Source organism: Curvibacter sp. GW821-FHT09D12 (genome assembly GCF_059416245.1).
Window position 1 is genome coordinate 38,700 of sequence record NZ_JBWKOU010000015.1, and the last position, 24,971, is coordinate 63,670.

Annotated in this window: 21 protein-coding genes and 1 tRNA gene; 17 read left to right on the plus strand and 5 right to left on the minus strand. The window is 67.1% G+C overall.

The features are described 5' to 3' along the window. Positions 1–7: 7 nt before the first annotated feature. A complete protein-coding gene (locus AC07PT_RS21340; protein WP_492349615.1) occupies positions 8–1,249 on the minus strand; it encodes an efflux RND transporter periplasmic adaptor subunit in 1,242 nt (413 codons plus the stop codon). A 154-nt stretch (positions 1,250–1,403) separates the two neighbouring features. Between AC07PT_RS21340 and AC07PT_RS21345 the strand changes: the two genes are divergently transcribed. From AC07PT_RS21345 to AC07PT_RS21370, 6 genes are all read left to right on the plus strand, one after another. Then, complete coding sequence (locus AC07PT_RS21345; RefSeq protein WP_492349616.1) at positions 1,404–2,033, plus strand: TetR family transcriptional regulator; 630 nt, start codon at positions 1,404–1,406, stop codon at positions 2,031–2,033. A 96-nt stretch (positions 2,034–2,129) separates the two neighbouring features. Continuing rightward, positions 2,130–2,205 (plus strand) — tRNA-Arg (locus AC07PT_RS21350). Between the two features lie 133 nt (positions 2,206–2,338). Beyond that, positions 2,339–3,262: an RNA polymerase sigma-70 factor gene (locus tag AC07PT_RS21355; RefSeq protein WP_492349617.1), complete on the plus strand. Its 924-nt coding sequence runs from the start codon at positions 2,339–2,341 to the stop codon at positions 3,260–3,262. Positions 3,263–3,351: 89 nt separating this feature from the next. Next, on the plus strand, positions 3,352–3,801 hold the full coding sequence (locus tag AC07PT_RS21360) for a carboxymuconolactone decarboxylase family protein (protein ID WP_492349618.1): 450 nt from the start codon (positions 3,352–3,354) through the stop codon (positions 3,799–3,801). Between the two features lie 127 nt (positions 3,802–3,928). Continuing rightward, positions 3,929–4,285, plus strand: coding sequence for a hypothetical protein (locus tag AC07PT_RS21365; protein WP_494658004.1), 357 nt, complete (start codon positions 3,929–3,931; stop codon positions 4,283–4,285). Positions 4,286–4,474: 189 nt separating this feature from the next. Further along, positions 4,475–4,774: a hypothetical protein gene (locus AC07PT_RS21370; RefSeq protein ID WP_492349620.1), complete on the plus strand. Its 300-nt coding sequence runs from the start codon at positions 4,475–4,477 to the stop codon at positions 4,772–4,774. A gap of 15 nt (positions 4,775–4,789) precedes the next feature. Here AC07PT_RS21370 and AC07PT_RS21375 read toward each other — a convergent pair whose 3' ends face one another. Next, positions 4,790–7,384 (minus strand): adenosylcobalamin-dependent ribonucleoside-diphosphate reductase, encoded by a 2,595-nt coding sequence (locus AC07PT_RS21375; protein WP_494658005.1) that lies wholly within the window; start codon positions 7,382–7,384, stop codon positions 4,790–4,792. A gap of 307 nt (positions 7,385–7,691) precedes the next feature. Between AC07PT_RS21375 and AC07PT_RS21380 the strand changes: the two genes are divergently transcribed. Beyond that, on the plus strand, positions 7,692–8,081 hold the full coding sequence (locus tag AC07PT_RS21380; RefSeq protein ID WP_492349622.1) for a hypothetical protein: 390 nt from the start codon (positions 7,692–7,694) through the stop codon (positions 8,079–8,081). 23 nt (positions 8,082–8,104) lie between these two features. Here the strand turns inward: AC07PT_RS21380 and AC07PT_RS21385 are convergent, their stop codons facing one another. Then, on the minus strand, positions 8,105–9,313 hold the full coding sequence (locus AC07PT_RS21385; protein WP_494658006.1) for a M20 aminoacylase family protein: 1,209 nt from the start codon (positions 9,311–9,313) through the stop codon (positions 8,105–8,107). Positions 9,314–9,373: 60 nt separating this feature from the next. Further along, entirely contained in the window at positions 9,374–9,853 is a 480-nt protein-coding gene (locus tag AC07PT_RS21390; protein WP_492349624.1) for an Lrp/AsnC family transcriptional regulator, read from the minus strand. A gap of 121 nt (positions 9,854–9,974) precedes the next feature. On the opposite strand from AC07PT_RS21390, the gene AC07PT_RS21395 reads away from it, so the two are divergent. The 5 genes from AC07PT_RS21395 to AC07PT_RS21415 all read left to right on the plus strand — a co-directional run bounded on the left by AC07PT_RS21395 (position 9,975) and on the right by AC07PT_RS21415 (position 17,521). After that, on the plus strand, positions 9,975–13,583 hold the full coding sequence (locus AC07PT_RS21395; RefSeq protein ID WP_494658007.1) for an indolepyruvate ferredoxin oxidoreductase family protein: 3,609 nt from the start codon (positions 9,975–9,977) through the stop codon (positions 13,581–13,583). A 117-nt stretch (positions 13,584–13,700) separates the two neighbouring features. Further along, on the plus strand, positions 13,701–14,552 hold the full coding sequence (gene dinD, locus AC07PT_RS21400; RefSeq protein WP_492349626.1) for a DNA damage-inducible protein D: 852 nt from the start codon (positions 13,701–13,703) through the stop codon (positions 14,550–14,552). 121 nt (positions 14,553–14,673) lie between these two features. Next, complete coding sequence (locus tag AC07PT_RS21405) at positions 14,674–15,801, plus strand: CaiB/BaiF CoA transferase family protein (RefSeq protein WP_494658008.1); 1,128 nt, start codon at positions 14,674–14,676, stop codon at positions 15,799–15,801. Further along, positions 15,794–16,588 carry an enoyl-CoA hydratase/isomerase family protein gene (locus tag AC07PT_RS21410; protein ID WP_494658009.1) on the plus strand — a complete coding sequence of 265 codons (795 nt, stop codon included), beginning with the start codon at positions 15,794–15,796 and terminating at the stop codon, positions 16,586–16,588. The genes AC07PT_RS21405 and AC07PT_RS21410 overlap by 8 nt, the downstream gene beginning before the upstream one ends. A 30-nt stretch (positions 16,589–16,618) precedes the next feature. Further along, entirely contained in the window at positions 16,619–17,521 is a 903-nt protein-coding gene (locus tag AC07PT_RS21415; protein WP_494658010.1) for an SDR family oxidoreductase, read from the plus strand. A 16-nt stretch (positions 17,522–17,537) separates the two neighbouring features. Here AC07PT_RS21415 and AC07PT_RS21420 read toward each other — a convergent pair whose 3' ends face one another. Beyond that, the gene (locus tag AC07PT_RS21420) at positions 17,538–20,255 is read right to left on the minus strand and encodes a winged helix-turn-helix domain-containing protein (protein WP_494658011.1); all 2,718 of its coding nucleotides are present in this window, start codon (positions 20,253–20,255) and stop codon (positions 17,538–17,540) included. A 185-nt stretch (positions 20,256–20,440) separates the two neighbouring features. On the opposite strand from AC07PT_RS21420, the gene AC07PT_RS21425 reads away from it, so the two are divergent. From AC07PT_RS21425 to AC07PT_RS21445, 5 genes are all read left to right on the plus strand, one after another. Beyond that, a complete protein-coding gene (locus tag AC07PT_RS21425) occupies positions 20,441–21,223 on the plus strand; it encodes an SDR family NAD(P)-dependent oxidoreductase (protein WP_492349631.1) in 783 nt (260 codons plus the stop codon). Positions 21,224–21,325: 102 nt separating this feature from the next. After that, positions 21,326–22,516 (plus strand): acetyl-CoA C-acetyltransferase, encoded by a 1,191-nt coding sequence (locus AC07PT_RS21430; RefSeq protein ID WP_494658012.1) that lies wholly within the window; start codon positions 21,326–21,328, stop codon positions 22,514–22,516. Between the two features lie 7 nt (positions 22,517–22,523). Continuing rightward, a complete protein-coding gene (locus AC07PT_RS21435; protein WP_494658013.1) occupies positions 22,524–23,324 on the plus strand; it encodes an ABC transporter ATP-binding protein in 801 nt (266 codons plus the stop codon). Continuing rightward, positions 23,321–24,070, plus strand: coding sequence for an ABC transporter ATP-binding protein (locus tag AC07PT_RS21440; protein WP_494658014.1), 750 nt, complete (start codon positions 23,321–23,323; stop codon positions 24,068–24,070). Before AC07PT_RS21435 ends, AC07PT_RS21440 begins: the two co-directional genes overlap by 4 nt. 13 nt (positions 24,071–24,083) lie before the next feature. After that, positions 24,084–24,956 (plus strand): branched-chain amino acid ABC transporter permease, encoded by an 873-nt coding sequence (locus AC07PT_RS21445; RefSeq protein WP_494658015.1) that lies wholly within the window; start codon positions 24,084–24,086, stop codon positions 24,954–24,956. Positions 24,957–24,971: the final 15 nt, after the last annotated feature.

The following is a 24,971-nucleotide window of genomic DNA, read 5'->3' on the forward strand; positions in this document are numbered from 1 at the left end:
AGGCTCCTCAGGACTTGGCGGCCGGGGCCGCGGCGGGGGCCGCGCTGCCCGGTGCCTGCCAAGGCACGGCCTTCACGGGCGCATCGCCACGCAGCTTCTGGAAGCCGTCCACCATCACCTGTTCGCCGGCCTTGAGGCCGTCCAGGATCACCCATTGATTGCCCTTGCCCGCCGCCACCTTGACCGGGCGCGGGCTGACCTTGCCTTCGGGGCTGACCACCATCACCACGTCACCTTTTTCGCTGCGGGTGACCGCCTGCTGGGGCAGGGTGATGGCATCGCTGGCCTGGGCCTGCTCCAGGCGCACCCGCACATACAGGCCCGGCAGCAATTGGCCGCCCGGGTTGGGGACCTCGGCACGCAGCGTGATCTGGCCGCTGGTGCTGTCCACCGTCAGGTCCGAGAACAGCAACTTGCCGGCCTTGGGGAACTCGCTGCCGTCATCCTTCACCAGGCGCACGCTGGCTGCTTCGGCACCAGGTGCCCGCTTCAGTTGGCCATTGGCCAGCGCATCGCGCAGCTTCATCACCTCGGCGGCCGACTGCGTGAAGTTGACATACAGCGGGTCGATCTGTTGCACCAGCGCCATCTGTGTCGCCTCGCTTTGGCCCACCAGCGCCCCCACGGTCACCAGCTCGCGGCCGATGCGGCCCGAGATCGGCGACGTCACCGTGGTGTAGCCCAGGTTGATCTTGGCGGTCTGCAGGGCCGCCTTGGCCGAGGCCAAGTCGGCTTCGGCTTGTTTCTGTGCCGCTTCGGCGTTCACGTAGTCCTGTTTGCTGATGGCATTGGCCTCCACCAGCGGCTTGTAACGGGTCAGTTGGGCGCTGGCCTGCATCAGCGTGGCTTCGGCCTTGGCCACGGCGGCCAGGGCGCTGTCATGGGTGGCCTTGTAGGGCGCTGCATCGATCTGGAACAGGGGCTGGCCTGCCTTCACGTCGCTGCCTTCGCGGAACAGGCGCTCTTGCACGATGCCGGCCGCACGTGCCCGCACCTGCGCCACGCGCGAGGCCTCCAGGCGACCCGGCAACTCGGTTTGCAAACCCACCACGCCCGGGGTGACCGTGACCACGCCCACTTCGGTGGGCGGCATGCCGCCACCCGGGCCACCGGCCCCTCCCTGCGCACCCGAAGGACCGCAAGCGGCAAGAACGGCACTTAGCGTGCCCACAGTCATGAAGAGAGGCAGGCGGCTCAGCAAGGGCCGGCGCTGCGGTGCGGCGACTGCCGCAGGTTGGGATTCGGTCATGTCCGTTTTCCGGTGTGAGTGTGTTGGTATCGGGTAAGACTTGCTAGGGTCAACCCGTACTGTGTCTTGTTCATGTAAAAAACGAAAGGGCAGTATACATACATTCGTGAATGTATGATGTGGGCTGCAATTCATACCCACAACAGGAGACGCCATGGCCCGCCGAACCAAAGAAGATGCCCTTGCCACCCGGCACAGCCTGCTGGACGCGGCCGAGCGCGTGTTCTCTGAAAAAGGGGTTTCGCGCTCGTCGCTGAATGACATTGCCGTGGCGGCAGGCACCACGCGCGGCGCCATCTATTGGCACTTCAAGGACAAGGCCGATCTGTTCAACGCCATGATGGACCGCGTCACTCTGCCCATGGAGGAGGCTTTGCAGCAGATGGGGCGTGAGCCCGGGCGAGACCCGCTGGACGACCTGCGCCGCGCCACCCTGGACGTGTTGCGCAAGATGACGCAAGACCCCACAACCCAGCGGGTTTTCGAGGTGGCCAGTTACAAGGTCGAGTACGTGGGCGAGGCCCTGGCCATCAAGGGCCGGCACCTGGAGGCCCGCAACGACTGCCTGGCTGAAATGACCCGCAGCCTGCAGGCCGCAGCGCAATTGCGGGGGGTGACATTGCACCTGCCGGTGCAGGCCGCGGTCATCGGCCTGCATGCGCTGCTTGATGGCTTGATCCAGAACTGGCTGTTGTCACCCGAAGAATTTGACGTGGTGACCATCGGTCAGCAGGCCATGGACACCTACCTGGCCGGCCTGGGCTTCAGCCATCCCGCGCCATGAAACCCAGCAATGCCACTTGATGGCGCTGGCGCCGTTGCATCGCAAGCCCTCCGGCCCGTGCCATAATCCGCGGATCGTTTGCCTGTCATCAGGCACGCGGCTGTAGCTCAGTGGATAGAGTATTGGCCTCCGAAGCCAAGGGTCGTGGGTTCGATCCCCGCCAGCCGCACCAAACACGTTCAAGCCCTTGATCTTCAAGGGCTTTTTCGTTTCTGGGCTGTTTGCTGCATCGCCTTGCGGCAAAGATCGAACGTGGTGGTGGCCATCTGTCACAAGGCCAGGGTTTGGGCCGTCTAGGGACTACCATGACCTGTCTTCGCACTTGCCCCTCCCTTTTTCCAGTGTCTGACGCCGATACCGACACCTTTGTGGCCTTGCGGCCGCGGCTCTTTGGCATGGCCTATCGCATGCTGGGCACGCGTGCCGACGCCGACGATGTGCTGCAGGAAGCCTGGTTGCGCTGGCATCGCACGGATCGGGCCGCGCTTCAATCGGGCGAGGCCTGGCTGGTGACGGTGGTGACGCGTCTGTCCATCGACCGCCTGCGTGCGGCCAAGGCCGAGCGCGAGGCCTATGTGGGCTTCTGGCTGCCCGAGCCCCTGGTGGCCGTGGACGATCAGGGACCCGAGGCCGTGGCCGAGTTGGCCGACGATCTGTCGATGGCCTTGCTGCGGGTGCTGGAGCAACTGTCGCCCGAGGAGCGGGCGGCCTTTTTGCTGCGCCAGGTGTTTGATCACGATTACGCTGACATCGCTGCCACCCTGGGCAAGAGTGAGGCGGCCTGCCGTCAATTGGTGCACCGAGCGGGCCTGCGCGTGAAGCAGCCCCACGGTGGGCCGCCGCCGCGGTTCACGGTGCCCCGGGCGCGTCACCGCGCTTTGCTTGCCCGCTTCATGCAAGCGGCCCAGAAGGGCGATCGCGCCAGCCTGCAGGCTTTGCTGGCCGACGATGTGGAACTGATGGGCGACGGCGGCGGTCGCGTGGCATCGGTTGCGCACGTGCTGCGCGGTGCTTTCCGTGTCACGAATCTGTACTGGGCCGTGGCGCGCCGGCTGGGGGACCAGATCCGTTATCGACAGGTGCTTGTCAATGGCGAGCCGGGGCTGTTGCGCTATGTGGGTGGGCAGCTTGAATCAGCCCAGGCCTTTGTGTTGGATGGCGAGCGCATCGTGGCGGTGTATGTGGTGCGCAACCCTGACAAGTTGGCGGGCATTGCCTTGCAGGCTTGAGGCGTGTTGTCACAAGTGGCCAGCCCCGGGCGTCTAACAGGGGAGAGGCCGCATCGGGTGGCCTCCGAACTGAACAGAAAGCCCATGCCATGCAGACCCCTGCTGCCCGTGTCCCCTACATCCAACTGGCCCCCAAGGCCTTTCAAAGCCTGCTCGACCTGTCTCAAACACTGAAGAAAGGCCGCCTGGGCGAGCGGCTGATCGACCTGGTGTGGCTGCGTGTGTCGCAGCTCAATGGCTGCGCCTACTGCATCGACATGCATGGACAGGATCTGCTGCGCCAGGGCGTGACGCCGCGCGAACTCAATGCGGTGGCCGGCTGGCACGAGGCGCCTTTTTTCAGCGAGCGTGAACGCGCCGCGCTGCGCTGGGCGGAGATCATCAACGCCACCCCGAATGGCGATGCCAGCGATGCCGAATTTGACCGCCTGGCTCAGCAGTTCTCACCTGCCGAGATGGCTGAGTTGGGCTTTGCCATCGCCACCATCGCCGCCTGGAACCTGCTCAACGTGGGGTTTCGCCAGCCCCTGCCGATTTGAAGCGCCCGAGCGGGAAACTGACAGTTACAACTTGGCGCACGAGAGGTCATCGACGGTTGAAACCGGGGCGTTGAAGGTAGCAACCAGGCCTTTTGCCTGGGGCTCAACGAGAGAAAAGGGCTTTGCCATGAACAAGCTGTTCGCCATCCTTCCCGCCGCCGTGCTGTCTGCTTGCGTCTCCATGGGCGCCTGGGCCCAGGCCCCGGCGGCCGCCACTGCCGCCACTGCCGCCACCCCGGTCACACCGGCGGTCGCGGCTTCTGCGGCAGGGGTGAAACCCGTTGAGGTCAAGCCTGCGGTGGCCAGCACCGTGGGCCCTGCCGCCACACCCTCCGCATCGGACAAGGTGAGCCCCACCCAGGCGGCGCCAGCACCGACCGCCAAGGCCAAGTCGCCCACCCCCCTGCATGCCAAGGCAGGGCACAAGACCGTGCACCCCAAGGCCGCCAAGGCCAGTGTGAACAGCGGTGCCTCAATCAAGTGAGTGCGGGCGCGTCAGGCTCTGAGAGCGCCTGACGCATCCAAGTTCTTCACTGGGCAAGTGTTCAGCACGGAACCAACTCAGACGGCATCGCTCACAGTGAGCCTGCCCGGATGGGTTCCTGTCGATCCGGTTCGGCCCCGTCGTTTCACGGCGGGGCTTCTGTCGTTTGTTCCTCTTTGTTCTTGACCGATGCTGCTGCGCCTTCTTCTCCCCATCCTCCTGCTGTCTCCTTTGTTGCTGCCCTTGGGCCAGGCCCATGCCGAAGACGGCGACGGTGATCTGGCCCAGCGTTATGCCGATGTGCAACGCTGCATGGCGCGCGGCCTGGGGCCCCATTGGGATCGCACTTACCAAATCGACCAGGTGCGCAACCGCTGGGGCGGGCTGGAGCCCAAGGCGCAGTCGCTGGAGAGTGCGCCACAGGGTGTGCGCATCACCGAACTTCGTTGCCGCTACCAGGCTGGCCTGCAGGACGCAGAACGGCCTTGAGCGGGCTCATCGTCGTCAACCGCAAGAGCCGAGGTAGCCGCAATGGGTGCAGAACTCGCAGCCGTCCTTCTTGACCAGCGCATGGGCGCCACATTCGGGGCAGGGCTTGCCCGGCGTGACCTCCATGTGCGGCAGCATGGCGGGTTCGCCTGGCGCCGGCGCTGGGGCCTGGCCCGGGGCCGCAGCCCGCGACGCCTGTTGGCGCAGCGCCGGGATCACCCGGCCTTCGTCGTCGAGAAAGCCACGTCGGTACAGGATCTGTTGCACCGCGTAGGCGATGGCCGCCACTTCCGAGCTGTGAAAGCGTGGCACCCGGGTGCCGTCGGCCTTGCGGTAGTAGCCCGAGCGCACGGGGCCTTTGTCCCAGGTCACCTTGCGCAGATCGGCCAGCGCCTTGGGCAGTCGCCCATCGCGGGCCGTCAGCGACAGTACCCGGGCCACAGCGGTCACCCATTGCTGGGCCTCGTCGTTCTGGCCCGCCGGGATGAACACCTCCAGCGGGCGCTCCACCGTTACCCTTTGGCCATCCAGAAAGCCTTCCACGCTCACGAAAGACACCACCAGGTACAGCGACTTCTGGCCTTCGGAGGTGTGGTAGACCAGTTTCTCGGTCACCGCCGGGGTCTCACCTTCGGGGCGCTTTTCGATGCTGATGCGCAGCGGGTCCATGTCCAGCGGGGCCGGCGCGGGGCTGGGGCTGGCGCCGGAGGGATTGGCGCCGGCTGCTGCGGTGGCAGGTACTTCCAGCACCGCGCCCAGGGTGTCGTTGGGGCGGTAGGTGGCACAACCCTTCAGGCCATAGGCATGGGCGCGCAGGTACAGCTGTTTGAAGTCCTCGAACGGGTAGTCGGCCGGTACGTTGACGGTCTTGCTGATGGCCGTGTCGATGAAGGGCTGCACCGCGCCCATCATCGCCAGGTGCTCATCGCAGGACATGGCCAGCGCGGTCACCATCGAGTTGGGCAGCACCTGGCTCACGCGCAGGCGCTGGCCTTCGTGGCTGAACTCATCCTGATAGCGGCACACGGCGTCCAGCACGGCGTTGCCAAAGGCCGGCTCCAGCGTGCCCAGAAAAACCCGCAGGCCGTGGTCCACCACGGCAAAGGCCTGGGTGCCGCCTTCTGGGGTGCGCTTGTTGCGCGTGTAGGCGAGCGAGAAAGGCGGCTCGATGCCGTTGCTGGCGTTGTCGGCAAAGGCCAGGCTCACGGTGCCGGTGGGGGCGATCGACAGCAGGTGGCTGTTGCGGATGCCGTGCTCACGGATGCGTGCCTTCAGGGCCTCGGGCAGGCGCGATGCAAAGGTACCGGGCGCCAGATAGGCCTCGGCCTGCAGGGCCGGGAACGGCCCGCGTTCGATCGCCAGGTCGATCGAGGCGGCGTAGGCCGCGTCACGCATCAACTCGGCGATGTGGGCGGCCTGACGTCGGCCGGCCTCGCTGTCGTAGCGCAGGTTCAGCATGGCCAGGGCATTGCCCATGCCGGTGAAGCCCACGCCGATGCGCCGTTTGGCCATGGCCTGTTCCTGTTGCTCTTTCAGCGGCCAGGGCGTGGCATCCAGCACGTTGTCGAGAAAGCGCACCTGCAGTCGCACCGAGGCGACGAAGCCGGCTTCATCGAAGCGCGCCGCCGGCGTGAAGGGCTGCTGCACGAAGCTCGGCAGGATGATTGGGCCCAGATCGCAACAGCCATAGGCACACAGCGGCTGTTCGCCGCAGGGATTGGTGGCGACGATCTCTTCGCAGTAGCGCAGGTTGTTGTCTTCGTTGACCCGATCGAGAAAAATGATGCCCGGCTCGGCGTAGTCGTAGGCCGAGCGCATCACGCGGTCCCACAAGGCGCTGGCACTCACCTCCTGGTACACCCACAGGCCATCGTCGCGTTGAAAGGCGCCTCGCTCGATCAGGGCCCGTGTCGGGCGCGCCTTGTGCACCAACTGCACCTGGCCTTGCGCGGCCAGTGCCTGCATGAAGGCCTTGGTCACCCCCACCGACACATTGAAGTTGTTCCAGCGCCCCTTGGTGCGCTTGGCTTCGATGAACTCCTGCACGTCGGGGTGGTCGATGTTCAGGATGCCCATCTGCGCGCCCCGCCGCGAGCCGGCCGCCATCACCGTGCGGCACGAGGCGTCGAACACATCCATGAAGGTGCAGGGGCCGGATGCGTCGGAGTTTGTGCCTTTCACCAAGGCGCCTTTCGGGCGAATCGCCGAAAAGTTGTAACCCACACCGCCACCGCGGCGCAGGGTTTCGCTGGCCTGCGACAGCGCCGTGTAGATGCCAGGCACGCCATCTTCGTCGTAGCCGACCGCCGCATCGCCCACGGGTTGCACAAAGCAGTTGATGAAGGTGGCGTTGTGGCCCGCGCCGGCCGACGCCATGATGCGCCCGGCGCCAATGGCCCCGGCCAACATGTTGAGGCGGAACTTCTCGCCCATCTCGGCGCGCAATTCGGGGGTGCGCTCGACCGAGGCCACCGCCCGCGCCACGCGCTCGAACACCTGGCCGGCCGAGGTTTCACCCAGTTCTGCCTGACAGTATTTCTCCTGCAGCACCTCGGTGGTGATGCTTTGAGGGGCGAGCGCCGCGGCGGTGGCGGTGACAGCAGTGTCCATGGGTATTCCTTGGGTGGCGGGGCACCGAAAAGAACGCAGCATAGGCCCGACTTGAGTGCTGTGCTTGACCCTGATCAGCAAGAGGTCTCGCCTCCTGTTGATCATGGGAAGCTGTGTCAGGAGACAACCCAGGCATGTGCCTTGCTTGAGATGACTGTGATGAGTGCAAATCTAAAACAATGTTTTTTAAGTGAAACGGATCCCGGTGCTTCCGCTTGGCGGGGGGCGTCGCGCACTGTTTTGGCCCTTGGGTGCACCCCGCTGGCTCGGCCTGGCGCCGAAGCGCCGCACTGAACCCGGAGACACCATGCGCATCCCGCATCTGCAAGATCCCAGTACCCCGTCGGGGGGCCGCTTCCATCCAGCCCCAGACACCGCACCCCGTCTCAAGGCCACGGTGGACGATGGCTCGATCCGGGCCACGGCCATTTTGCTGACTCAGCAAGGCCTGGCCGAAGCCCTGCAGGGCGGCGGTGACTGGGCCGAAGCCGCCCCCTTGACCCTGGTCGAGACCGAGCGCGGCGTGCTCACCCTGTGGGCCTTGGTGAAAGACGTGGTGGCCCGGCCCCAGGCCGAGGCCGTCTTGGCGTCGCTGCTCAGCCAGGCGCTGAGTCTGCGTCTGCGCGGCGTGGCCGAAGGCCTGGCCCTGCTGGGGCGGCAGGCGCTCGAACCGCTGGCGCCGTCACCGGTGCGTTGAATCGTCAGGCCTGGCCCGGTATTTCAAGCGCGGCCCATGCCACGGGCAAACCATTGGCGTGCCAGTCGGTCCCAGAAGGTGGCGCCCAGGCCCAGGATGTCGTCATTGAAGTCGTAATGCGCGGCGTGCAGGTTCACACCGGTCTGGCCAGTGGCTGCGTTGCCGATCCAGCCATAGGCGCCGGGCACCTGCTCCAGCATGAAGCCGAAATCTTCGGCGGTCATTGCTGGCAGCACGTCGGTGTGGGCCTGCTGCGGGCCGACCACCTCAGCCATCACCTCGCCCATGAAGCGGGCCTCGCGGGCGTGGTTCACGGTGCAGGGGTAGCCGGGCTTGATGATCACGCGCGCGGTGCAGCCATGGGCTTCGGCCACGTGGGTGGCGATGCGTTCGATGCCCGCCACCAGCCGTTCCAGCGTCTCGGGCTGCAGGGTGCGGCAGGTGCCGTACAGGGCGGCCTCGTCGGGAATGATGTTCTCCACTGTGCCGCCTTCGATCTTGCCGACCGTGAGTACCGCACTGTCCAGCGGGTCGGTCTGGCGTGACACCAGCAACTGCAACTGGCCCACGATGGCGCAGGCCACCGGGATCGGGTCCAACGCAGCGTGCGGCTGGGCAGCGTGGCCGCCACGCCCCGTCACGCGGACCTCGAAGCGGTTGGCCGAGGCCATGATGGGCCCCACCCGCACACCCATCTGGCCGGCTGGCAGGGCGGGCCAGTTGTGCAGTGCAAACACGGCCTGCATCGGAAAGCGCTCGAACAGGCCCTCCTGCATCATGGCCCGGGCGCCGGCACCGCCTTCCTCGCCGGGCTGGAAGATGAAGTGCACGGTGCCGTCAAAGTCGGCTTGCCGTGCCAGCAAGGTGGCCGCCCCCAGCAGCATGGTGGTGTGGCCATCGTGACCACAGGCGTGCATGCGGCCCTCATGCTGGCTGGCGTGGCCGAAGGTGTTGAGCTCCTGCACCGGCAGCGCGTCCATGTCGGCGCGCAGCCCCACCGCCGGCCCCGGGTTGGCGGCGTTGCGGCCACGGCCGTGCAGCGTGGCCACCACCCCGGTCTGCGCCAGGCCCCGGTGCACCGGCAGGCCCAGGGCCTCCAGGTAGGCCGCCACACGGGCGGCGGTGCGCTGCTCTTCGTATTTCAGCTCGGGGTGGGCATGCAAGTCGCGGCGAAAGCCGATCAACTGACCCAGGTAGGGGGTGATGTCGGGGGTGAAGGGGGCGAGAGTCATGGGGTAACAGCCTGATGGAGGCCTGATTCTGCTCCGTTTGGCGCCGGGCGTCAGGGGTCATCAGGCCTCGCCCACCGGTAGCCGCACCTCCGACTTGACCTCGTTGAGCACGATGCTGGAGCGCACCTGCGACACCCCTGGCAGTCTGAAGATGGTGCCGTGCAAGAGTTGCTCGTAGTGCGCCACATCGCGCGCCATCACGGTCAGGATGTAGTCGGCCTGCCCGGTCGTGCTCAGGCAGCGCACGATATGGGGCGAGACCGCCACCTCGCGTTCGAACTGGCGAACCGTGGTCTCGGTGTGCTGGCTCAGGTTCACCTCCACCACCACCAGCAGGTTCAGGCCCACCTTGCTGCGGTCTACCAGGGCTGTGTAGCCCCGGATCACCCCGGCCGCCTCCAGCTCCTTGATGCGCTTCCAGCACGGCGTGGTTGACAGGCCGACCTTGGTGGCGATCTGCTGCACGGTCTGGCGCGAGTCGCGTTGCAGTTCCTGCAGAATCAGCAGGCTGGCGGCATCAAGTGTGAAATTCTCATGCATGGCTGATTTTAGGAATGAAATTCTCGAATCTACGCAATTGACCAAAAACTAAGAATCAAATTCTCACGCGCCTCCGGCAAGCTCATGGCTTCCCCAAAGCCCTGCGGGGCGCGAGAAGAACATGGAGACATCCACCCCCCTGATGGCGCCGCCAGCCCCTGTGTTGCGCCCTGATTTCAAACTGTCCGACAACCTCTGGGCCGAGCGCGGGCAGGTCTTTCTCACCGGCACCCAGGCCCTGGTGCGTCTGCTGCTGATGCAGCGCAACCGCGATGCGGCCCAGGGCCTGAACACCCAGGGTTTTGTCAGTGGCTACCGTGGCTCGCCGCTGGGCATGCTCGACCAGGCGATCTGGAAAGTCGGAAAAAAATTCTCCGATCATGGCGTGCGCTTCGTGCCTGCCGTCAACGAGGAACTGGGTGCCACCCAGGTGCTCGGCACCCAGCGCGTCGAGTCTGACCCTGAGCGCACCGTCGATGCCGTCTACGCCATGTGGTACGGCAAGGGACCGGGCGTTGACCGCGCCGCCGATGCGCTCAAGCACGGCAATGCCTATGGCTCGTCACCGCGTGGCGGCGTGCTGGTGGTGGCTGGGGACGACCACGGCTGTGTGTCGTCCTCGATGCCGCACCAGAGCGATCAACTGATGCAGGCATTTCACATGCCCGTGGTCTCGCCGGCCAATGTGGCGGAATACCTGGAGTTTGGCCTGTATGGCTGGGCCCTGTCACGCTACAGCGGTAACTGGGTCGGGCTGACCGCCTTGTCCGAGGTGGTTGAAAGCGGGGCCACGGTCAACCTCGATGAGGTCAACGCCCGCGTGGCAAAGTGGCAGGGTGCCGAGACGGTGCGCACCCTCACCGGCCACCAGCCCCCAGCCGACGGTCTGCATTACCGCTGGCCTGATCTGCCCTCGCTGCGCATCGAGTCGCGGCTGGCCGACAAGCTGGCCGCGGTGGCGGCTTTCGCCCAGGTCAACAGCATTGACCGCCACATCATCGAGTCGCCCCATGCCCAGGTCGGCATCATCACTTGTGGCAAGGCCCATTACGACCTCATGGAAGTGCTGCGCCGCCTGGAAATCAGCCCGGCCATGCTCGCGACGGCTGGTGTGCGACTGTACAAGGTGGGCTTGTCGTTTCCGATCGAGACCACCCGGGTGCGTGCCTTTGCCCAGGGCCTGCGCGAGATCCTGGTGATCGAGGAAAAAGGGGCGGTGGTCGAGCAGCAACTGCGCGAGCTGTTCTACAACGCCCCGCCCGAAACCCGCCCGGCCCTGGTCGGCAAGCACGACGCACAAGGCCGGCCCCTGGTCTCGGCCCTGGGTGAACTGCGGCCCTCGCGCCTGATCGAGCTGATGGCCGACTGGCTGCTGCGTCATTTTCCGGACAACAGCACCTTCAACGATCATCGCCGCCATGTGGTCGACTTTGTGCCCGCACCGTTGTTGGCCAACAGTGCCGACAGTGTCAAGCGCCTGCCCTACTTCTGCGCAGGCTGTCCGCACAACACCTCGACCGTGGTGCCCGAGGGATCGACCGCACGGGCCGGCATCGGCTGCCACTTCATGGCCAACTGGATGGAGCGCGACACCGCCGGCCTGATCCAGATGGGGGGCGAGGGGGTGGACTGGGTCTCGCACTCGATGTTCACGCGCACGCCTCATGTGTTCCAGAACCTGGGGGACGGTACTTACTACCACTCGGGCTATCTGGCGATCCGGCAGGCTGTGGCCGCCCAGGCCACCCTGACCTACAAGATCCTGTTCAACGATGCTGTGGCCATGACCGGAGGGCAGCCCGTGGATGGCGTGATCAGCGTCGACGCCATTGCCCGCCAGGTCGAAAGCGAGGGCGTGAAGCAGGTGGTGGTGCTGTCTGACGACATCGACAAATATGCCGCGCAGCGCGATCGGTTTCCGACCGGGACCGAGTTCCATGACCGCAGCCAGCTCGACGCGGTGCAGCGCCGCCTGCGCGAGGTGCCTGGTGTCACCGTGCTGATCTACGAGCAGACCTGCGCCGCTGAAAAGCGTCGGCGTCGCAAGAAGGGCCAACTGGCTGACCCGTCGCGTCGACTCTTCATCTATGACGCCGTCTGCGAAGGCTGTGGCGACTGCTCGGCCCAGAGCAACTGCGTGGCCGTGTTGCCCCACGAAACCTCGATGGGCCGCAAGCGCCGCATCGACCAGAGCAGCTGCAACAAGGACTATTCCTGTGCCAAGGGCTTCTGCCCCAGTTTTGTCAGCGTCAGCGGCGGCCAGCCTCGCCGCAAGATGGGGGCCTTGCAGACCGCCTCGGCAGCCTTCGAGCAGCATGTCGCCGCACTGCCGCACCCCACGGCCCATGTGTGGGAGGCCCCCTACGACCTGCTGGTCACCGGTGTGGGGGGCACGGGCGTGGTCACCGTGGGCGCCGTGATCGCCATGGCCGCCCACCTCGAGGGCAAGAGCGCCAGCGTGCTCGACTTCATGGGCTTTGCGCAGAAGGGTGGTTCGGTGCTTTCCTTTGTGCGCCTGGCCGATGTGCCCGAGCGCCTGAACCAGGTGCGCATCGATACCCAGCAGGCCGATGCCGTGCTGGCCTGCGACATCGTCGTGGCGGCCTCACCCGAAGCCTTGCAGACCGTGCGCCGCGGCCGCACCCGGCTGCTGGTCAACACCCACGAAGTGCCTGTGGCCGAATCCATTCGCAACCCCGACGCCAGCCTGCAGGTCGATCAGCTGATCGACAAGTTGGAGTTCGCGGCCGGTCCGGGCCAGCTCGAAACCTTTGACGCTCAAGCCCTGGCCGAAGATTTTCTGGGCGACACCATCGTCGCCAACATCCTGGCCATGGGCTATGCCTGGCAACGCGGGCTGGTGCCCTTGAGCCTGGCCGCCATGCTGCGCGCCATTGAGCTCAATGGCGTGGCCGTGCCCACCAACCTGCTGGCCTTCTCCTTGGGGCGCCTGGCGGCGGCCCGACCCGAGCTGTGCCAAAGCCTGCTGGAAGCCCCGGCACAGGGTTCGGCCCTGCAGGTGCCGGGCGATCTGGAGGCCTTGCGTCGGCAGGCGGGTGAGCTGCTTGGTGCCTACCAGAATGCAGCCTATGCCCGTCGGCACGATGAACTCGTGCAAGCCGTGCTGGCACGCGAGCAGGCCCTGGGCTTGTCCCCAGGCGGTGCCCTGAGCCAGACGGTGGCACGCAGCGCGCTCAAGCTCATGGCCTACAAAGACGAGTACGAAGTGGCCCGCCTTTACAGCACGCCCGCCTTTCGAGAGGCTCTGGCCCAGCAGTTCGAGGGTGAGTTGCAGCTGGCGTTCCACATGGCCCCACCGCTGCTGGCGCGGGGGCGCAACGGTCAGCCCCCGGCCAAGCTGCGACTCGGCGCCTGGATGTTGCCCGCCATGCGCCTGCTGGCGCGGGGCAAGGCTTTGCGCGGCACCCCGCTCGACGTGTTCGGGTACACAGCCGAGCGCCGCATGGAGCGCGCACTCATCCAGGCCTACGAGGCCCGGGTGCATGAACTGCTGCCCCTGATCAACGCCGAGCGACTGCCCTTGGCGCTGGAGCTGCTTGCCCTGCCGCTGTCCATGCGTGGCTTTGGCCACGTCAAGGCGCGCAATGTTGAGCGCGCCCGCCGCCGCGAGGCCGAACTGCTGCACCGCCTGGATCCACAGCGCTACCCGCGCCCGCAAGGCGGACCGCAGGCCGGCCAGTTCAAAGGCATCGAGGTGCGCGCGGCCTGACCCGCTTGACCCGCCAGCGCCTACGCTCAGCCTGCTGGCCCCGAGGGGCCAGCCGCTGGCGCATCACCATGGGGCTTTCCAAACCGAGGGCACCCGCCCTCATGCCAGGGAGCCCCCATGAAAAAGGAAGTCATTCACCAACTTCACAAGAACTTTGAGGACTGTGCGCGTCGGAAAGACGACGTGGAGTATTGGCTGGCCAGAGAGCTGCAGACCCTGCTTGGCTACAAGGAATGGCGCAATTTCGAGCTCGTGATCGACAAGGCCAAGGTGGCTTCCCAAAACGCTGGACAAGCTGTGTCCGATCATTTTGTTGACGTCAACAAGATGATCGAAGTCGGCAAGACAGCTGAGCGCGAAGTGAGTGACATCGCGCTGACCCGCTATGCCTGCTACCTCATCGCCCAGAATGGCGATCCACGCAAGGATGCTGTCGCCTTTGCCATGACCTACTTTGCGGTACAAACCCGAAAGCAGGAACTGATTGAGGTTCGAATGGCCGAATGGGAACGCCTTCGCGCCCGCGAGAAGCTGACGCTCTCGCAAAAGGAGTTGTCGGGCGTCCTGTTCGAGCGCGGCATCGACAGCCCCGGCTTCAGTCGCATTCTCAGCCGAGGCGATGCGGCCTTGTTCGGCGGCCTGAGTACCCACGACATGAAGCAGCGCTTGGCGGTGCCTGACAGCCGGCCCCTGGCCGATTTTCTCCCTACCATCACCATCAAAGCCAAGGACTTCGCCAACGAAATCACCAACACCCAGGTCAAGCAACAGGACCTGCACGGCGAGTCCGGCATCAGCCGCGAGCACATCAAGAACAACCGCGATGTGCGAAAACTGCTGACCCAGCGCGACATCGTGCCCGAGGACTTGCCGGCCGCTGAAGATGCCAAGAAGCTGGAGCGTCGCCTGAAATCCGAAGCCCAGAAGCTCCCGGGCCTGACCCCTAAGCTGGGTCGCAAGCGCCGTTGAGGCGCTGCTGAACCGCCATCACCGTTGCCGCAGTTTCGTCTGTTCCGACGATGCCAGCGCAACCGTGGCTGAACCATCATGGCGACAACAACAGCCGCCGCTGTGGCGGCAGGAGACGCACATGGCCGGTCCACTGCAAGGGCTCAAGGTGATCGAGATGGCCGGTCTGGGGCCGGGGCCTTTTTGTGCCATGTTGCTGGCCGACATGGGGGCCGAGGTGTTGCGCATCGAGCGCCCGGGCACACCACACACGCCGCACGACATCCTAGCCCGGGGCCGCACCCACCTCGCGCTGGATTTGCGCGCCGCCGGGGCGGCAGACCCAGTGCTCAGTCTGATCGAGCGGGCCGATGTGCTGATCGAGGGCTTTCGCCCGGGTGTCATGGAGCGCCTGGGCCTGGGGCCCGAGCCCTGCCTGCAACGCAACCCGCGCCTGGTCTATGGCCGCATGACCGGCTGGGGCCAGCACGGCCCACTGGCCCAGGCTGCGGGGCACGACATCAACTACATCGCCCTCAGCGGGGCCCTGCATGCCATCGGCCGCAGCGGCGAGGGGCCGGTGCCGCCGCTCAATCTGGTGGGTGATTTCGGGGGCGGTGCCATGCTGCTCGCCTTTGGCGTGCTCAGTGCGCTGTACGAGGCGCAGCGCTCGGGGCAGGGCCAGGTGATCGACGCGGCCATGACCGATGGCGCAGCCCTGCTGTCCGCCATGATGTACGGCTTCAAGGCGGCCGGTCGCTGGAGCAACCAGCGCGGCGAAAACCTGCTTGACGGGGGGGCCCACTTCTACGCCACCTATGCCTGTGCCGACGGGCGCTACGTCGCCATCGGCGCCATCGAGCCGCAGTTCTATGCCCTGCTGCGCGAGCGCTGCGGCATCGCCGACGACCCGGCCTTCGATGCCCAGATGGACCCTGCGGCCTGGCCTCTGCTCAAGCTGCGGCTGGCCGATGTGTTCCGCACCCGCACGCGAGACGAGTGGTGTGCCCTGCTCGAGGGCAGCGACGCCTGCTTTGCCCCCGTGCTGGACTGGGACGAAGCCCCTCAGCACCCCCACAACCAGGCCCGCGGCACCTTTGTGACGGCCCAGGGCCTGACCCAGCCCGCACCGGCGCCACGCTTCAGCCGCAGCGTCCCCGAGCAGCCTGGCACCCGGTCGGCCCCCGCAGCCAGCGAGCTGTTGCGTCGGTGGGGCCTTGATGAGCCCGCCCTGAAGGCCGTTCTGCCCCCCGGAGGCCCCCGTGCATGAGGCCGTTTTGCAGGTGCGCGAAGAAGGCGCCGTGGCCTGGCTCACGCTGAACCGGCCCGAGCGCCTCAACGCCCTCAACCCTGCGCTGGTGCAAGCCCTGCTGGCCTACTTTCAGGCCTTGTATCGCCGCACTGAACTGCGGGTGGTGGTGCTGCAAGGCGCTGGTACCGCCTTTTGCAGCGGCCTGGACCTGAAAGAGGCCCCCGATGCCCGTGCCCTGGGGGTGCCTGGCATGCTGGCGGTCCAGCGCGACCTGCGCGACATCATGATCGCCATGCGGCGTTGCCCGCAGCCCATCATCAGCCTGGTGCAAGGGGCGGCCAGCGGCGGCGGCTTTGCCTTGGCACTGGCCTCCGACATTCGCCTGGCCACCCCTGATGCTCGCTTCAATGCGGCCTTCATTCGCATCGGCCTGTCGGCCTGCGATGTCGGTGTCAGCTACTTTCTGCCCCGCATGGTGGGCAGTTCGGTGGCCGCGCACTACCTGCTCACCGGGCGCTTCATGGACGCGGCCCAAGCCCAGGCCCTGGGCTTGGTCAGCACTGTGGCGCCGGGGCCCGAGTTGCAGGCAGAGGCACAGGCACTGGCCGACGACATGCTGCGTGCCAGCCCCCTGGGCCTGCGCCTGACCAAGGACGCGCTGGGGCACGCGGTGGACGCCGCCGGCCTGGACGCCGTGGTGGCGCTGGAAGACCGCAACCAGATCCTGTGCAGCCAGACCGACGACTTTCAGGAAGGCATTGCGGCCTTTCTGGGCCGACGCGCACCACGTTACAGCGAGCGCTGACTCGACCCTGCCAACCCTCGGAGCCTGCTCATGACCCTGGACGACCTGATCTACCAACCTGGCCTCATGACCGGCCAACGCATCCTGGTCAGTGGCGGAGGCACCGGCCTGGGCCGCGTCATGGCTGAGGCGCTGCTGATCCTGGGCGCCGAGCTCTACCTCTGCGGGCGCCGCGGCAGCGTACTGGAAGCCACGGCCCACGATTTGATGTCGGCCCACGGAGGCCGCGTCGTGCCCCTGGTGTGCGACATCCGTGACGAGGCGGCCATCGCGGCCATGGTGCAGCAGATCTGGGATGACGGCGGCGCGCTCACCGGGCTGCTCAACAACGCGGCAGGCAACTTCGTCAGCCGCACCGAAGACCTGTCCCCGCGCGCCTTCGATGCCATTGCCAGCATCGTGTTCCGCGGCAGCTTCGTGCTCACGCTGGAGTGCGGCAAACGCTGGCTGGCGGCAGGGCAGAAGGCGTCGGTGCTGTCCATCCTCACCACCTGGGTCTGGAACGGCTCGCCCTACACCGTGCCCTCGGCCATGGCCAAGGCCGGGATACATGCCATGACCCAATCGCTGGCGGTGGAGTGGGGCGGGCGCGGCATCCGCTTCAACGCCATCGCGCCAGGCCTGTTCCCCACCGAAGGCATGAGCGCCAGGCTCAACCCCCAGGGCGGCGAGCACCAGGCGGTGGGCAATCCCATGGGCCGCACCGGCCGCATGCCCGAGCTGGCCAATCTGGCGGTCTTCTTGCTGGGCCCGGGGTCTGAGTACCTGACGGGGCAGACGATTGCCATCGACGGCGCCCAGTTCCAGGCCACCGGCGGCAACTTTGCCCGCATGGCCAGTTGGACTGACGATGACTGGGAGCAGGCGCGCCGCAACATCCAGCAGCGCAACGCCGAAGACCGACGCCAGCGCCAGCCTGAAGATTCGGCTTGAGTGCCGCCAAGGCCACTCAGGGTGGGATCAGCTTGAGGCGCCGCGCCAAGGCCACCGCCTGCGTGCGGCTGTGCGCCCCCAGCTTGGCATTGATGCTGCGCAGGTGGGTGCGCACCGTACTGTCGGACACGAACAGCTTCTCGGCCATGGCGCTGTTCGAGTAGCCCTCCACCAGCAGTTGCAGCACGTGCAGTTCCTTGCGGGTGAGCGGCTCCACCAGGTTGCGCGCAGGGGTGTCAGGGTGCTCTGGGGTGCTGTCGGTCTCGCTGGGCAGGGGGCCAAAGGCCTGCAGCAGGCGTTGCAGGTAGTCGCCCAGAATCGGATCGCGCACCGTGCCGCTGTCGTGCAGCGCCTGGTAGCGCTGAACCAGGGGGCCCACGGCGGGGCCCTCGTCCAGGATCAGGCGCATGAAGCCCTCGGCACTGGCCTGTTGCAGCACCTGGCCGATCTGGGCCACCGCGGCCGGGGCGTCACCGCTGCGGGCCAGGGCCAGGCTGCGCAGCACGCGCAGGCTCAGCACCCGGCGGTTGCGGGCCACGGCCTGGGCCGCCGAGATCTCGCGCTCCAGGGTCGGCAATGCCTCACCGGCCTGGCCTGCCGCGATCTGCCAGCGCAGCCGCGCCAGGCCCAGGTACTCGATGTCGTGCGCCAGCAGGCGCAGCCGCTCTTCGCGGGCCCACACGGTGGGGTCTTCGGCCCGGTGCAGCTCGTCACGTGCGGCCGCCGTGTTGCCTTGCCTCAGCAGCAGTCGGGCGCGCTCCAGCTTGGCGCCCACCACCACCCTGGGCAGTTTGCGTTGGTGGCCCAGGTACTCCAGCTCGGTCAGGGCCAGCGAGGCCGCGTCCACGTCGCCGCTCACGAAGGCGATGCGCGAGCGCATCGCATGGCTCAGGATCATGTGGTCGGGCAGGCCCACATCGCGTGCCAGTGGCAGGTACACATTGAGCAGGTGATCGGCCTGGTCCAACTGATTGGTCTCGTACACCGCGCAGGCGTAAAACACGCCGGCCCAGGCATTGCCATGGGTGTGGTTGTAGTTCACGGCGTGGGTGGCATCCACGGCCAGTCGGAAACGCGCCGTGGCCTGGCGCAGCCGGCCCTGCTGCAGGTCCATGAGGCCTTCGGTCGACTCGGTGTACATGCGGTGGAAGGTGCTGGCGCTGCCCTGCTCGCGTCGCGCCGCATCCAGCAGTTGCTGGGCCTCGCCCGGGTCGCCCATCACCGACAGGATGTGGGCCATCGCATTGAGCAGGGTGCTGTCGGCAAAGGGCAGGCCGGTGGGCAGGCGCTTCAGGCTCTCACGGCCGATTTCCAGGGCCTGTTCACTCTGATCCTGCATGGCCAGCAGCATCGGTCGCATGCAGGCGGCCTGGGCCTGCACCAGGGGGTCGTCCGGGTGGCGCTGCAGGGCCTGTTCCAATTCTTCGCCCGCAGCCCAGGGCCCGCGGGTGAAGCAGGTGGCCCACAGGGCCACCATCTCCAACGCCGGGCGCTGGTGCAGCAGGGGCGCGGGCACGGCGGCAAGCCAGCGTGCCAGCAAACGCATGCGCCCGGCCCGCAGAAACGACTCGGCGTGCAGGTCCAGCAGATTCAGCGCCAGCGGGTGGTCGCCACCCTCGATGGCGTGGTCAATGGCGGGCACGGGGCGGCCCTGGGCCTCGTACCAGCCCGCCGCCGCCAGGTGCAGCCGGGCCACCTCGTCGGGCCACTCACGCTGCAGCTCCTTGCGCAGGTAATCGGCAAACAGGCTGTGGTAACGCCAAGTGCGCTGCTCACTGGACACGGGGGTCAGAAACAGGTGGGCCTCATCCAGGCGGGTCAGCAGGCGTTGGCAGTCGGCGCGCGGCATCAGGGCGGCGCACACTTCGGCATCCAACTGGCGCAGGATGCTGCTGCGCAGCAGAAAGTTGCGCACTTCGGGCGGTTGCTGCTGCAGCACGTCTTCGGCCAGGTAATCAGCCACGGCCCGGTCCGAGCCCGAAAAGCGGGCCACGAACTGCTCCACCGCCTGCGCATGCTGACCTTGTCGTTCCAGCGCCAGCGAGGCCAGCCAGAGGGCGGCAATCCAGCCCTCGGTCTTCTCGTGCAGCCGGTACAGCAGATCGGCCCCCAGGCCTTGCGGCAGGCTGCGCGCCAGAAAGGCGGCGGTGTCGTCCAGGCTGAAGCGCAGGCGCTCGGCATCCACCTCGATCAACTTGCCGCGCGCCCGCAGCCGCCCCAGCCCCAGGGCGGGCAGGCTGCGCGAGCCCAGCACCAAGTGACCGCGTCGCGGCAACTGCTCGATGATCTCGCGCACCAGGCCCAGCACGGCGGGTTCGTGTACCGCCTCGAAGTCGTCCAGAAACAGGGCAAAAGGCTCGTCAAACAAGGCCAGCGCACGCAGCGCATCGAGCCTCGAACCCGTGCCGACCGCTGCGGCCCCCAGGCGCTGGATCGCCTCGTCCAGCCCGCCCAGAAAACGCGACACATCGTTGTCCGATCGGTCCAGCGTGAGCCAGGCCGTGCTCACGCCCTGGGCCTCGAATCGGGCCTGGGCCTGCACCATGGCCGTGGTCTTGCCAAAGCCCGCCGGGGCACGCACCAGCACCAGTTGGCCGGCGCCTTCGGTGATCCGCTGACAAAGGCCCTCGCGTACCACTTGGGTGGCCGTGGGGGCGGGGGGGGGCAGCTTGGTCTCGAAAGTGCGCGCCGGCGGTGCGGGCTCGGGGTGCGGGGCGAGGGGAGCGGCATCCATGAGGGGGTTCGGGTGGGCTGGGGGCGTGGGGCATTCTGCGACACAAGTCCAGCGGCGGGAGTCACCTCGGTGCCGTCAGCCGCGACAGGGGCATTTCGTCGTTTCAGACGATGCATCAGTGCCCCCGGATTTCTAGACTTCTCTTCCATCAACCCCCTAAGCCCTACTTGTCCCGGAGCCCCACCATGCAACTCGATTCCAGCATTGCCGCCGTCGTCACCGGAGGGGCCTCCGGTCTGGGCGCAGCCACCGCCCGGCGCCTGGCCAGCCATGGCGTGAAGGTCGCCCTGTTCGACCTCCATGCCGCCCAGGGCGAAGCGCTGGCCCGCGAGATCGGTGGGGTGTTCTGCCAGGTCGACGTGACCTCTGAAGAGCAGGTGGATGCCGGCTTTGCCAAGGCCCGTGCTGCCCATGGCCAGGAGCGCGTGCTGGTCAACTGCGCCGGCACCGGCAATGCCGTCAAGACCGCCAGCCGCGACAAGGCCACGGGCGAGATCCGGCACTTTCCGCTGGCCAATTTCGACCGCATCATCCAGATCAACCTGGTGGGCACCTTCCGCTGCATTGCCAAGTCGGCCGCCGGCATGCTCAGCCTGGCGCCGCTGGCGGACGGTGACCGGGGTGCCATCGTCAACACCGCCTCGGTGGCCGCGCAGGACGGGCAGATGGGCCAGGCCGCCTACACCGCCTCCAAGGCGGGCATCGTGGGCATGACCTTGCCGATCGCGCGCGACCTCATGAACGAGGGCATCCGCGTCAACACCATCCTGCCCGGCATCTTCGACACTCCCTTGCTGCAAGGCGCGCCCGAGCACGTGAAGGCAGCCTTGGCCGCCTCGGTGCCCTTCCCCAAGCGCCTGGGCCAACCCGCCGAATACGCCCAACTGGCCGAAAGCCTGATCCTCAACGGCTACCTCAACGGCGAAAGCATCCGTCTCGACGGCGCGATCCGCATGGCGCCGCGCTGAGGCCTGCCCCCCCCTCAATATCGTCTGTTCCGACGACGCCCCGGCGTGTCGGGCGGGCGAACAATCCAGCCATCCCATCCCCTGTTTTTGAGGAAGCCCGCCATGTCCGAAGCCTATGTTGTTGCCGCTGTCCGCACTGCCGGGGGGCGCCGCGGTGGGCGTCTCGCCGGCTGGCACCCGGTGGAGCTGGCGGCCCAGGTGATCAATGCCGTGCTCGACCGCACCGGCATGGACCCGGCGCTGGTGGACGACGTGTTCATGGGCTGCGTCAGCCAGGTGGGTGAGCAGTCCACCAACGTGGCGCGCAATGCGGTGTTGGCCTCACGCCTGCCCGAGTCGGTGCCGGGCACCTCGATCGACCGGCAGTGCGGCTCGTCGCAGCAGGCGCTGCACTTTGCCGCTCAGGCCGTGATGTCGGGGGTACAGGACATCGTGCTGGCCGGGGGCGTCGAGTCCATGACCCGGGTGCCCATGTTCAGCCCCTCGGCCCTGGCGCAGAAGGCGGGGCTGGGCTTCTACCAGAGCGAGAGCGTGAACCGCCGTTACCACGATGTGGCGTTCAGCCAGTTCACCGGCGCCGAGATGATGGCTCACAAGTACAACCTGCGCAAAGACGTGCTGGACCAGTTCGCTCTGCTGAGCCACCAGCGCGCCATCGCGGCCACCGAGGCCGGGGCCTTTGCCGACGAGATCGTGCCGGTGCCCGTGCGGCGGGCTGATGGCGACCAGGGTGGCGACCAGGACGGCAGCCTGCACAGCGTGGACGAAGGCATCCGCTTTGATGCCACGCTGGCCGGCATCCAGGGCGTCAAGCTGCTGCAGGAGGGCGGCGTGATCAGCGCCGCCAATGCCAGCCAGGTGTGCGACGGTGCCACCGCCGCACTGGTGGTCAATGAGCGGGGCCTCAAGGCGCTGGGCCTGAACCCGCTGGCCCGCGTGCACCACATGAGCGTGCTGGGCCACGACCCGGTGATCATGCTCGAAGCCCCGATCCCTGCCACCGAGCGGGCCCTGCGCAAGGCTGGCCTGAACATCGCCGACATCGATCTGTACGAGGTCAACGAGGCCTTTGCCTCGGTGCCTCTGGCCTGGCTGAAGGCCCTGGGGGCCGACCCTGAACGCCTGAACGTGCACGGCGGGGCCATTGCGCTGGGCCACCCGCTGGGTGCCTCGGGCACCAAGCTCATGAGCACCCTGATCCATGCCCTGCGGCGGCGCGGCGGGCGCTATGGCCTGCAGACCATGTGCGAGGGGGGTGGCATGGCCAATGTCACGATCATCGAACGGCTCTGAGCCCGGCATGAGCACCGGCCAGCCCCTGCTGTCTGTCGAAGAGGTCACGGTGCGCTTCGGCGGCATCGTGGCCCTGGATGGCGTGTCCTTCGAGGTGCGGCGCGGCGAAATCTGCGCCCTGATCGGCCCCAACGGTGCCGGCAAGAGCACCTTGTTCAATTGCCTGTCGCGCCTGTATGAATGCAGCGCCGGGCGCATCTGCTTCGAGGGGCAGGACCTCAGCCGCTTGCCGCGGCACCGCATGGTGCGCCTGGGTATCGGGCGCACCTTTCAGAACCTGGCCCTGTTTCGCAGCATGACCGTGCGCGACAACGTGCTGCTGGGCTGTCACAGCCGACACCACGCGGGTCTGTGGCGCAACGCCCTGCGCTGGCCCGGGGTGGCGGCGCTGGAGTCGCGGGCGCATGAGCGGGCCCAGCAACTGATCGATTTCGTGCAACTGGGGGCCGACGCCGACCGCCCCGTGGCCGACCTGCCTTTTGGCACCCAAAAGCGCGTTGAGCTGGCGCGCGCCCTGGCGGCCGAGCCTCAATTGCTGCTGCTGGATGAGCCGGCCTGCGGCCTCAACCATGAAGAGCTGCAGGGCCTGGGCGACTTGATCCGCGACATCCGCGACCGCCTGGGCGTGACCGTGCTGCTGGTCGAGCACCACATGGGCCTGGTGATGGGTCTGTCCGACCGGGTGGTGGCGCTGAACTTCGGCCGCAAGATTGCCGAAGGCCGGCCGGCCGAAGTGCGTCAGCACCCCGAGGTGATCCGCGCCTACCTGGGCGACGAACTCGAAGACCCCCGGCAGGAGGCCGCATGACACCCCGAGCCCTCGCCCCCGCCGGCGCCGACACCCCTTTGTTGCAGGTGCGCGGCCTGCACGCCCGCTATGGCAACACCCCGGTGCTGCACGGCCTGGACCTGGACCTGCCACAGGGCCAGGTGACCGCGCTGCTGGGCGCCAACGGCGCAGGCAAGACCACCACCCTGCGGGCCTTGTGTCGCCTGTCGGTGCAGACCTTGGGGCGGGTGGCGCTGGGTGGCCAGGCCATCGAGGCCTGCAGCACCGAGCAGATCGCTCGCCTGGGCGTGGGCCATGTGCCCGACGGGCGAGGCACGTTCCTGGGCCTGAGCACCGAAGAGAACCTGCGCCTGGGCAGCCATGCCCGTGCCAGCCAGCAAGGCGCAGAGGCCGACATGGAACGCATCTATGCCTACTTTCCGCGCCTGCGTGAGCGGGCACGTCAACAGGCGGGCACCCTGTCGGGGGGCGAGCAGCAGATGCTGGCCATCGGCCGTGCGCTGATGGGCCGCCCGCGCCTGCTGTTGCTTGACGAGCCCTCGTTCGGCCTGGCGCCGCTGGTGGTGAAAGACATCTTTTCGATCATGCGGCGCATCAACCAGGAAGAGGGCGTGACCATCCTGCTGGTCGAGCAGAACGCACGCCTGGCCCTGGCCCTGGCGCACCAGGCCTACCTGCTGGAGACCGGCCGCGTGGTGCTGTCGGGCACGGCGGCCGAGCTGCGCAGCAACCCGGCCGTGCAGCGGGCCTACCTGGGCGAATGAAGCGAGAAAACCCATGAACGAGTTTTTGCACCAGATGCTGGCCGGCCTGGCCACCGGGGGCATCTACGCCAGCGTGGCACTGGCCCTGGTGATGATCTACCAGGCCACCCATCACATCAATTTCGCCCAGGGCGAAATGGCCATGTTCTCCACCTTCGTGGCCTGGGCGCTGATCGATGCGGGCCTGCCGTACTGGGGCGCCTTCGCCCTCACGGTGCTGCTGTCGTTTGTTGTGGCTGCGGCGGTCGAGTTCGTGGTCATCCGGCCCATGCACCGGGCGCCTGAGCTGTCGGTGGTAGTGGTCTTCATCGGCCTGCTGGTGATTTTCCACAGCCTGGCGGGCTGGTTGTTTGGCTACACCATCAAGCCTTTTCCGAGCCCGTTCCCGCGCGACGCCTGGTACGGCTCGACCCTGATGTCGGCGCACGAGGTGGGTGCCATCGTGGTGGCCCTGCTGATGGTGGCCTTGCTGTTCAGCCTGTTCCGCTTCACCCGTGTGGGGCTGGCGCTGCGCGCTGCGGCGCAGAACCCGGTGTCGTCGCGCCTGGTGGGCATCTCGGTGGGGCGCATGCTGATGCTGGGCTGGGGCCTGGCCGGCGCCATCGGTGCCGTCGCCGGCATGATGGTGGCGCCCGTGGTGTTCCTCGACCCGAACATGATGACCGGCGTGCTGCTGTATGCCTTCGCGGGCGCCCTGATCGGGGGCATCGACAACCCCGTGGGCGCCGTGCTGGGGGGCTTCATCGTTGGCGTGCTCGAGAACCTGATCGGCACCTACGTGGTGGGAACCGAACTCAAGCTATCAGTCGCCCTGGCCCTGATCATCGGCGTGCTCATCGTGCGCCCCCAGGGCTTGCTGGGGCGCCGTGTGGTCACCCGGGTCTGACCCCCCGCAGACTGA

What these genes read in the sequence shown, in the direction of transcription:
- AC07PT_RS21365 (WP_494658004.1), top strand. Translation starts at nt 3,929, where the DNA reads ATGAACAAGCTGTTCGCCATCCTTCCCGCCGCCGTGCTGTCTGCTTGC.
- AC07PT_RS21405 (WP_494658008.1), top strand. Translation starts at nt 14,674, where the DNA reads ATGGCCGGTCCACTGCAAGGGCTCAAGGTGATCGAGATGGCCGGTCTG.
- AC07PT_RS21390 (WP_492349624.1), bottom strand. Translation starts at nt 9,853, where the DNA reads ATGCATGAGAATTTCACACTTGATGCCGCCAGCCTGCTGATTCTGCAG.
- AC07PT_RS21360 (WP_492349618.1), top strand. Translation starts at nt 3,352, where the DNA reads ATGCAGACCCCTGCTGCCCGTGTCCCCTACATCCAACTGGCCCCCAAG.
- dinD (WP_492349626.1), top strand. Translation starts at nt 13,701, where the DNA reads ATGAAAAAGGAAGTCATTCACCAACTTCACAAGAACTTTGAGGACTGT.
- AC07PT_RS21340 (WP_492349615.1), bottom strand. Translation starts at nt 1,249, where the DNA reads ATGACCGAATCCCAACCTGCGGCAGTCGCCGCACCGCAGCGCCGGCCC.
- AC07PT_RS21425 (WP_492349631.1), top strand. Translation starts at nt 20,441, where the DNA reads ATGCAACTCGATTCCAGCATTGCCGCCGTCGTCACCGGAGGGGCCTCC.
- AC07PT_RS21355 (WP_492349617.1), top strand. Translation starts at nt 2,339, where the DNA reads ATGACCTGTCTTCGCACTTGCCCCTCCCTTTTTCCAGTGTCTGACGCC.
- AC07PT_RS21380 (WP_492349622.1), top strand. Translation starts at nt 7,692, where the DNA reads ATGCGCATCCCGCATCTGCAAGATCCCAGTACCCCGTCGGGGGGCCGC.
- AC07PT_RS21395 (WP_494658007.1), top strand. Translation starts at nt 9,975, where the DNA reads ATGGAGACATCCACCCCCCTGATGGCGCCGCCAGCCCCTGTGTTGCGC.
- AC07PT_RS21385 (WP_494658006.1), bottom strand. Translation starts at nt 9,313, where the DNA reads ATGACTCTCGCCCCCTTCACCCCCGACATCACCCCCTACCTGGGTCAG.
- AC07PT_RS21435 (WP_494658013.1), top strand. Translation starts at nt 22,524, where the DNA reads ATGAGCACCGGCCAGCCCCTGCTGTCTGTCGAAGAGGTCACGGTGCGC.
- AC07PT_RS21430 (WP_494658012.1), top strand. Translation starts at nt 21,326, where the DNA reads ATGTCCGAAGCCTATGTTGTTGCCGCTGTCCGCACTGCCGGGGGGCGC.
- AC07PT_RS21370 (WP_492349620.1), top strand. Translation starts at nt 4,475, where the DNA reads ATGCTGCTGCGCCTTCTTCTCCCCATCCTCCTGCTGTCTCCTTTGTTG.
- AC07PT_RS21415 (WP_494658010.1), top strand. Translation starts at nt 16,619, where the DNA reads ATGACCCTGGACGACCTGATCTACCAACCTGGCCTCATGACCGGCCAA.
- AC07PT_RS21420 (WP_494658011.1), bottom strand. Translation starts at nt 20,255, where the DNA reads ATGGATGCCGCTCCCCTCGCCCCGCACCCCGAGCCCGCACCGCCGGCG.
- AC07PT_RS21440 (WP_494658014.1), top strand. Translation starts at nt 23,321, where the DNA reads ATGACACCCCGAGCCCTCGCCCCCGCCGGCGCCGACACCCCTTTGTTG.
- AC07PT_RS21345 (WP_492349616.1), top strand. Translation starts at nt 1,404, where the DNA reads ATGGCCCGCCGAACCAAAGAAGATGCCCTTGCCACCCGGCACAGCCTG.
- AC07PT_RS21445 (WP_494658015.1), top strand. Translation starts at nt 24,084, where the DNA reads ATGAACGAGTTTTTGCACCAGATGCTGGCCGGCCTGGCCACCGGGGGC.
- AC07PT_RS21375 (WP_494658005.1), bottom strand. Translation starts at nt 7,384, where the DNA reads ATGGACACTGCTGTCACCGCCACCGCCGCGGCGCTCGCCCCTCAAAGC.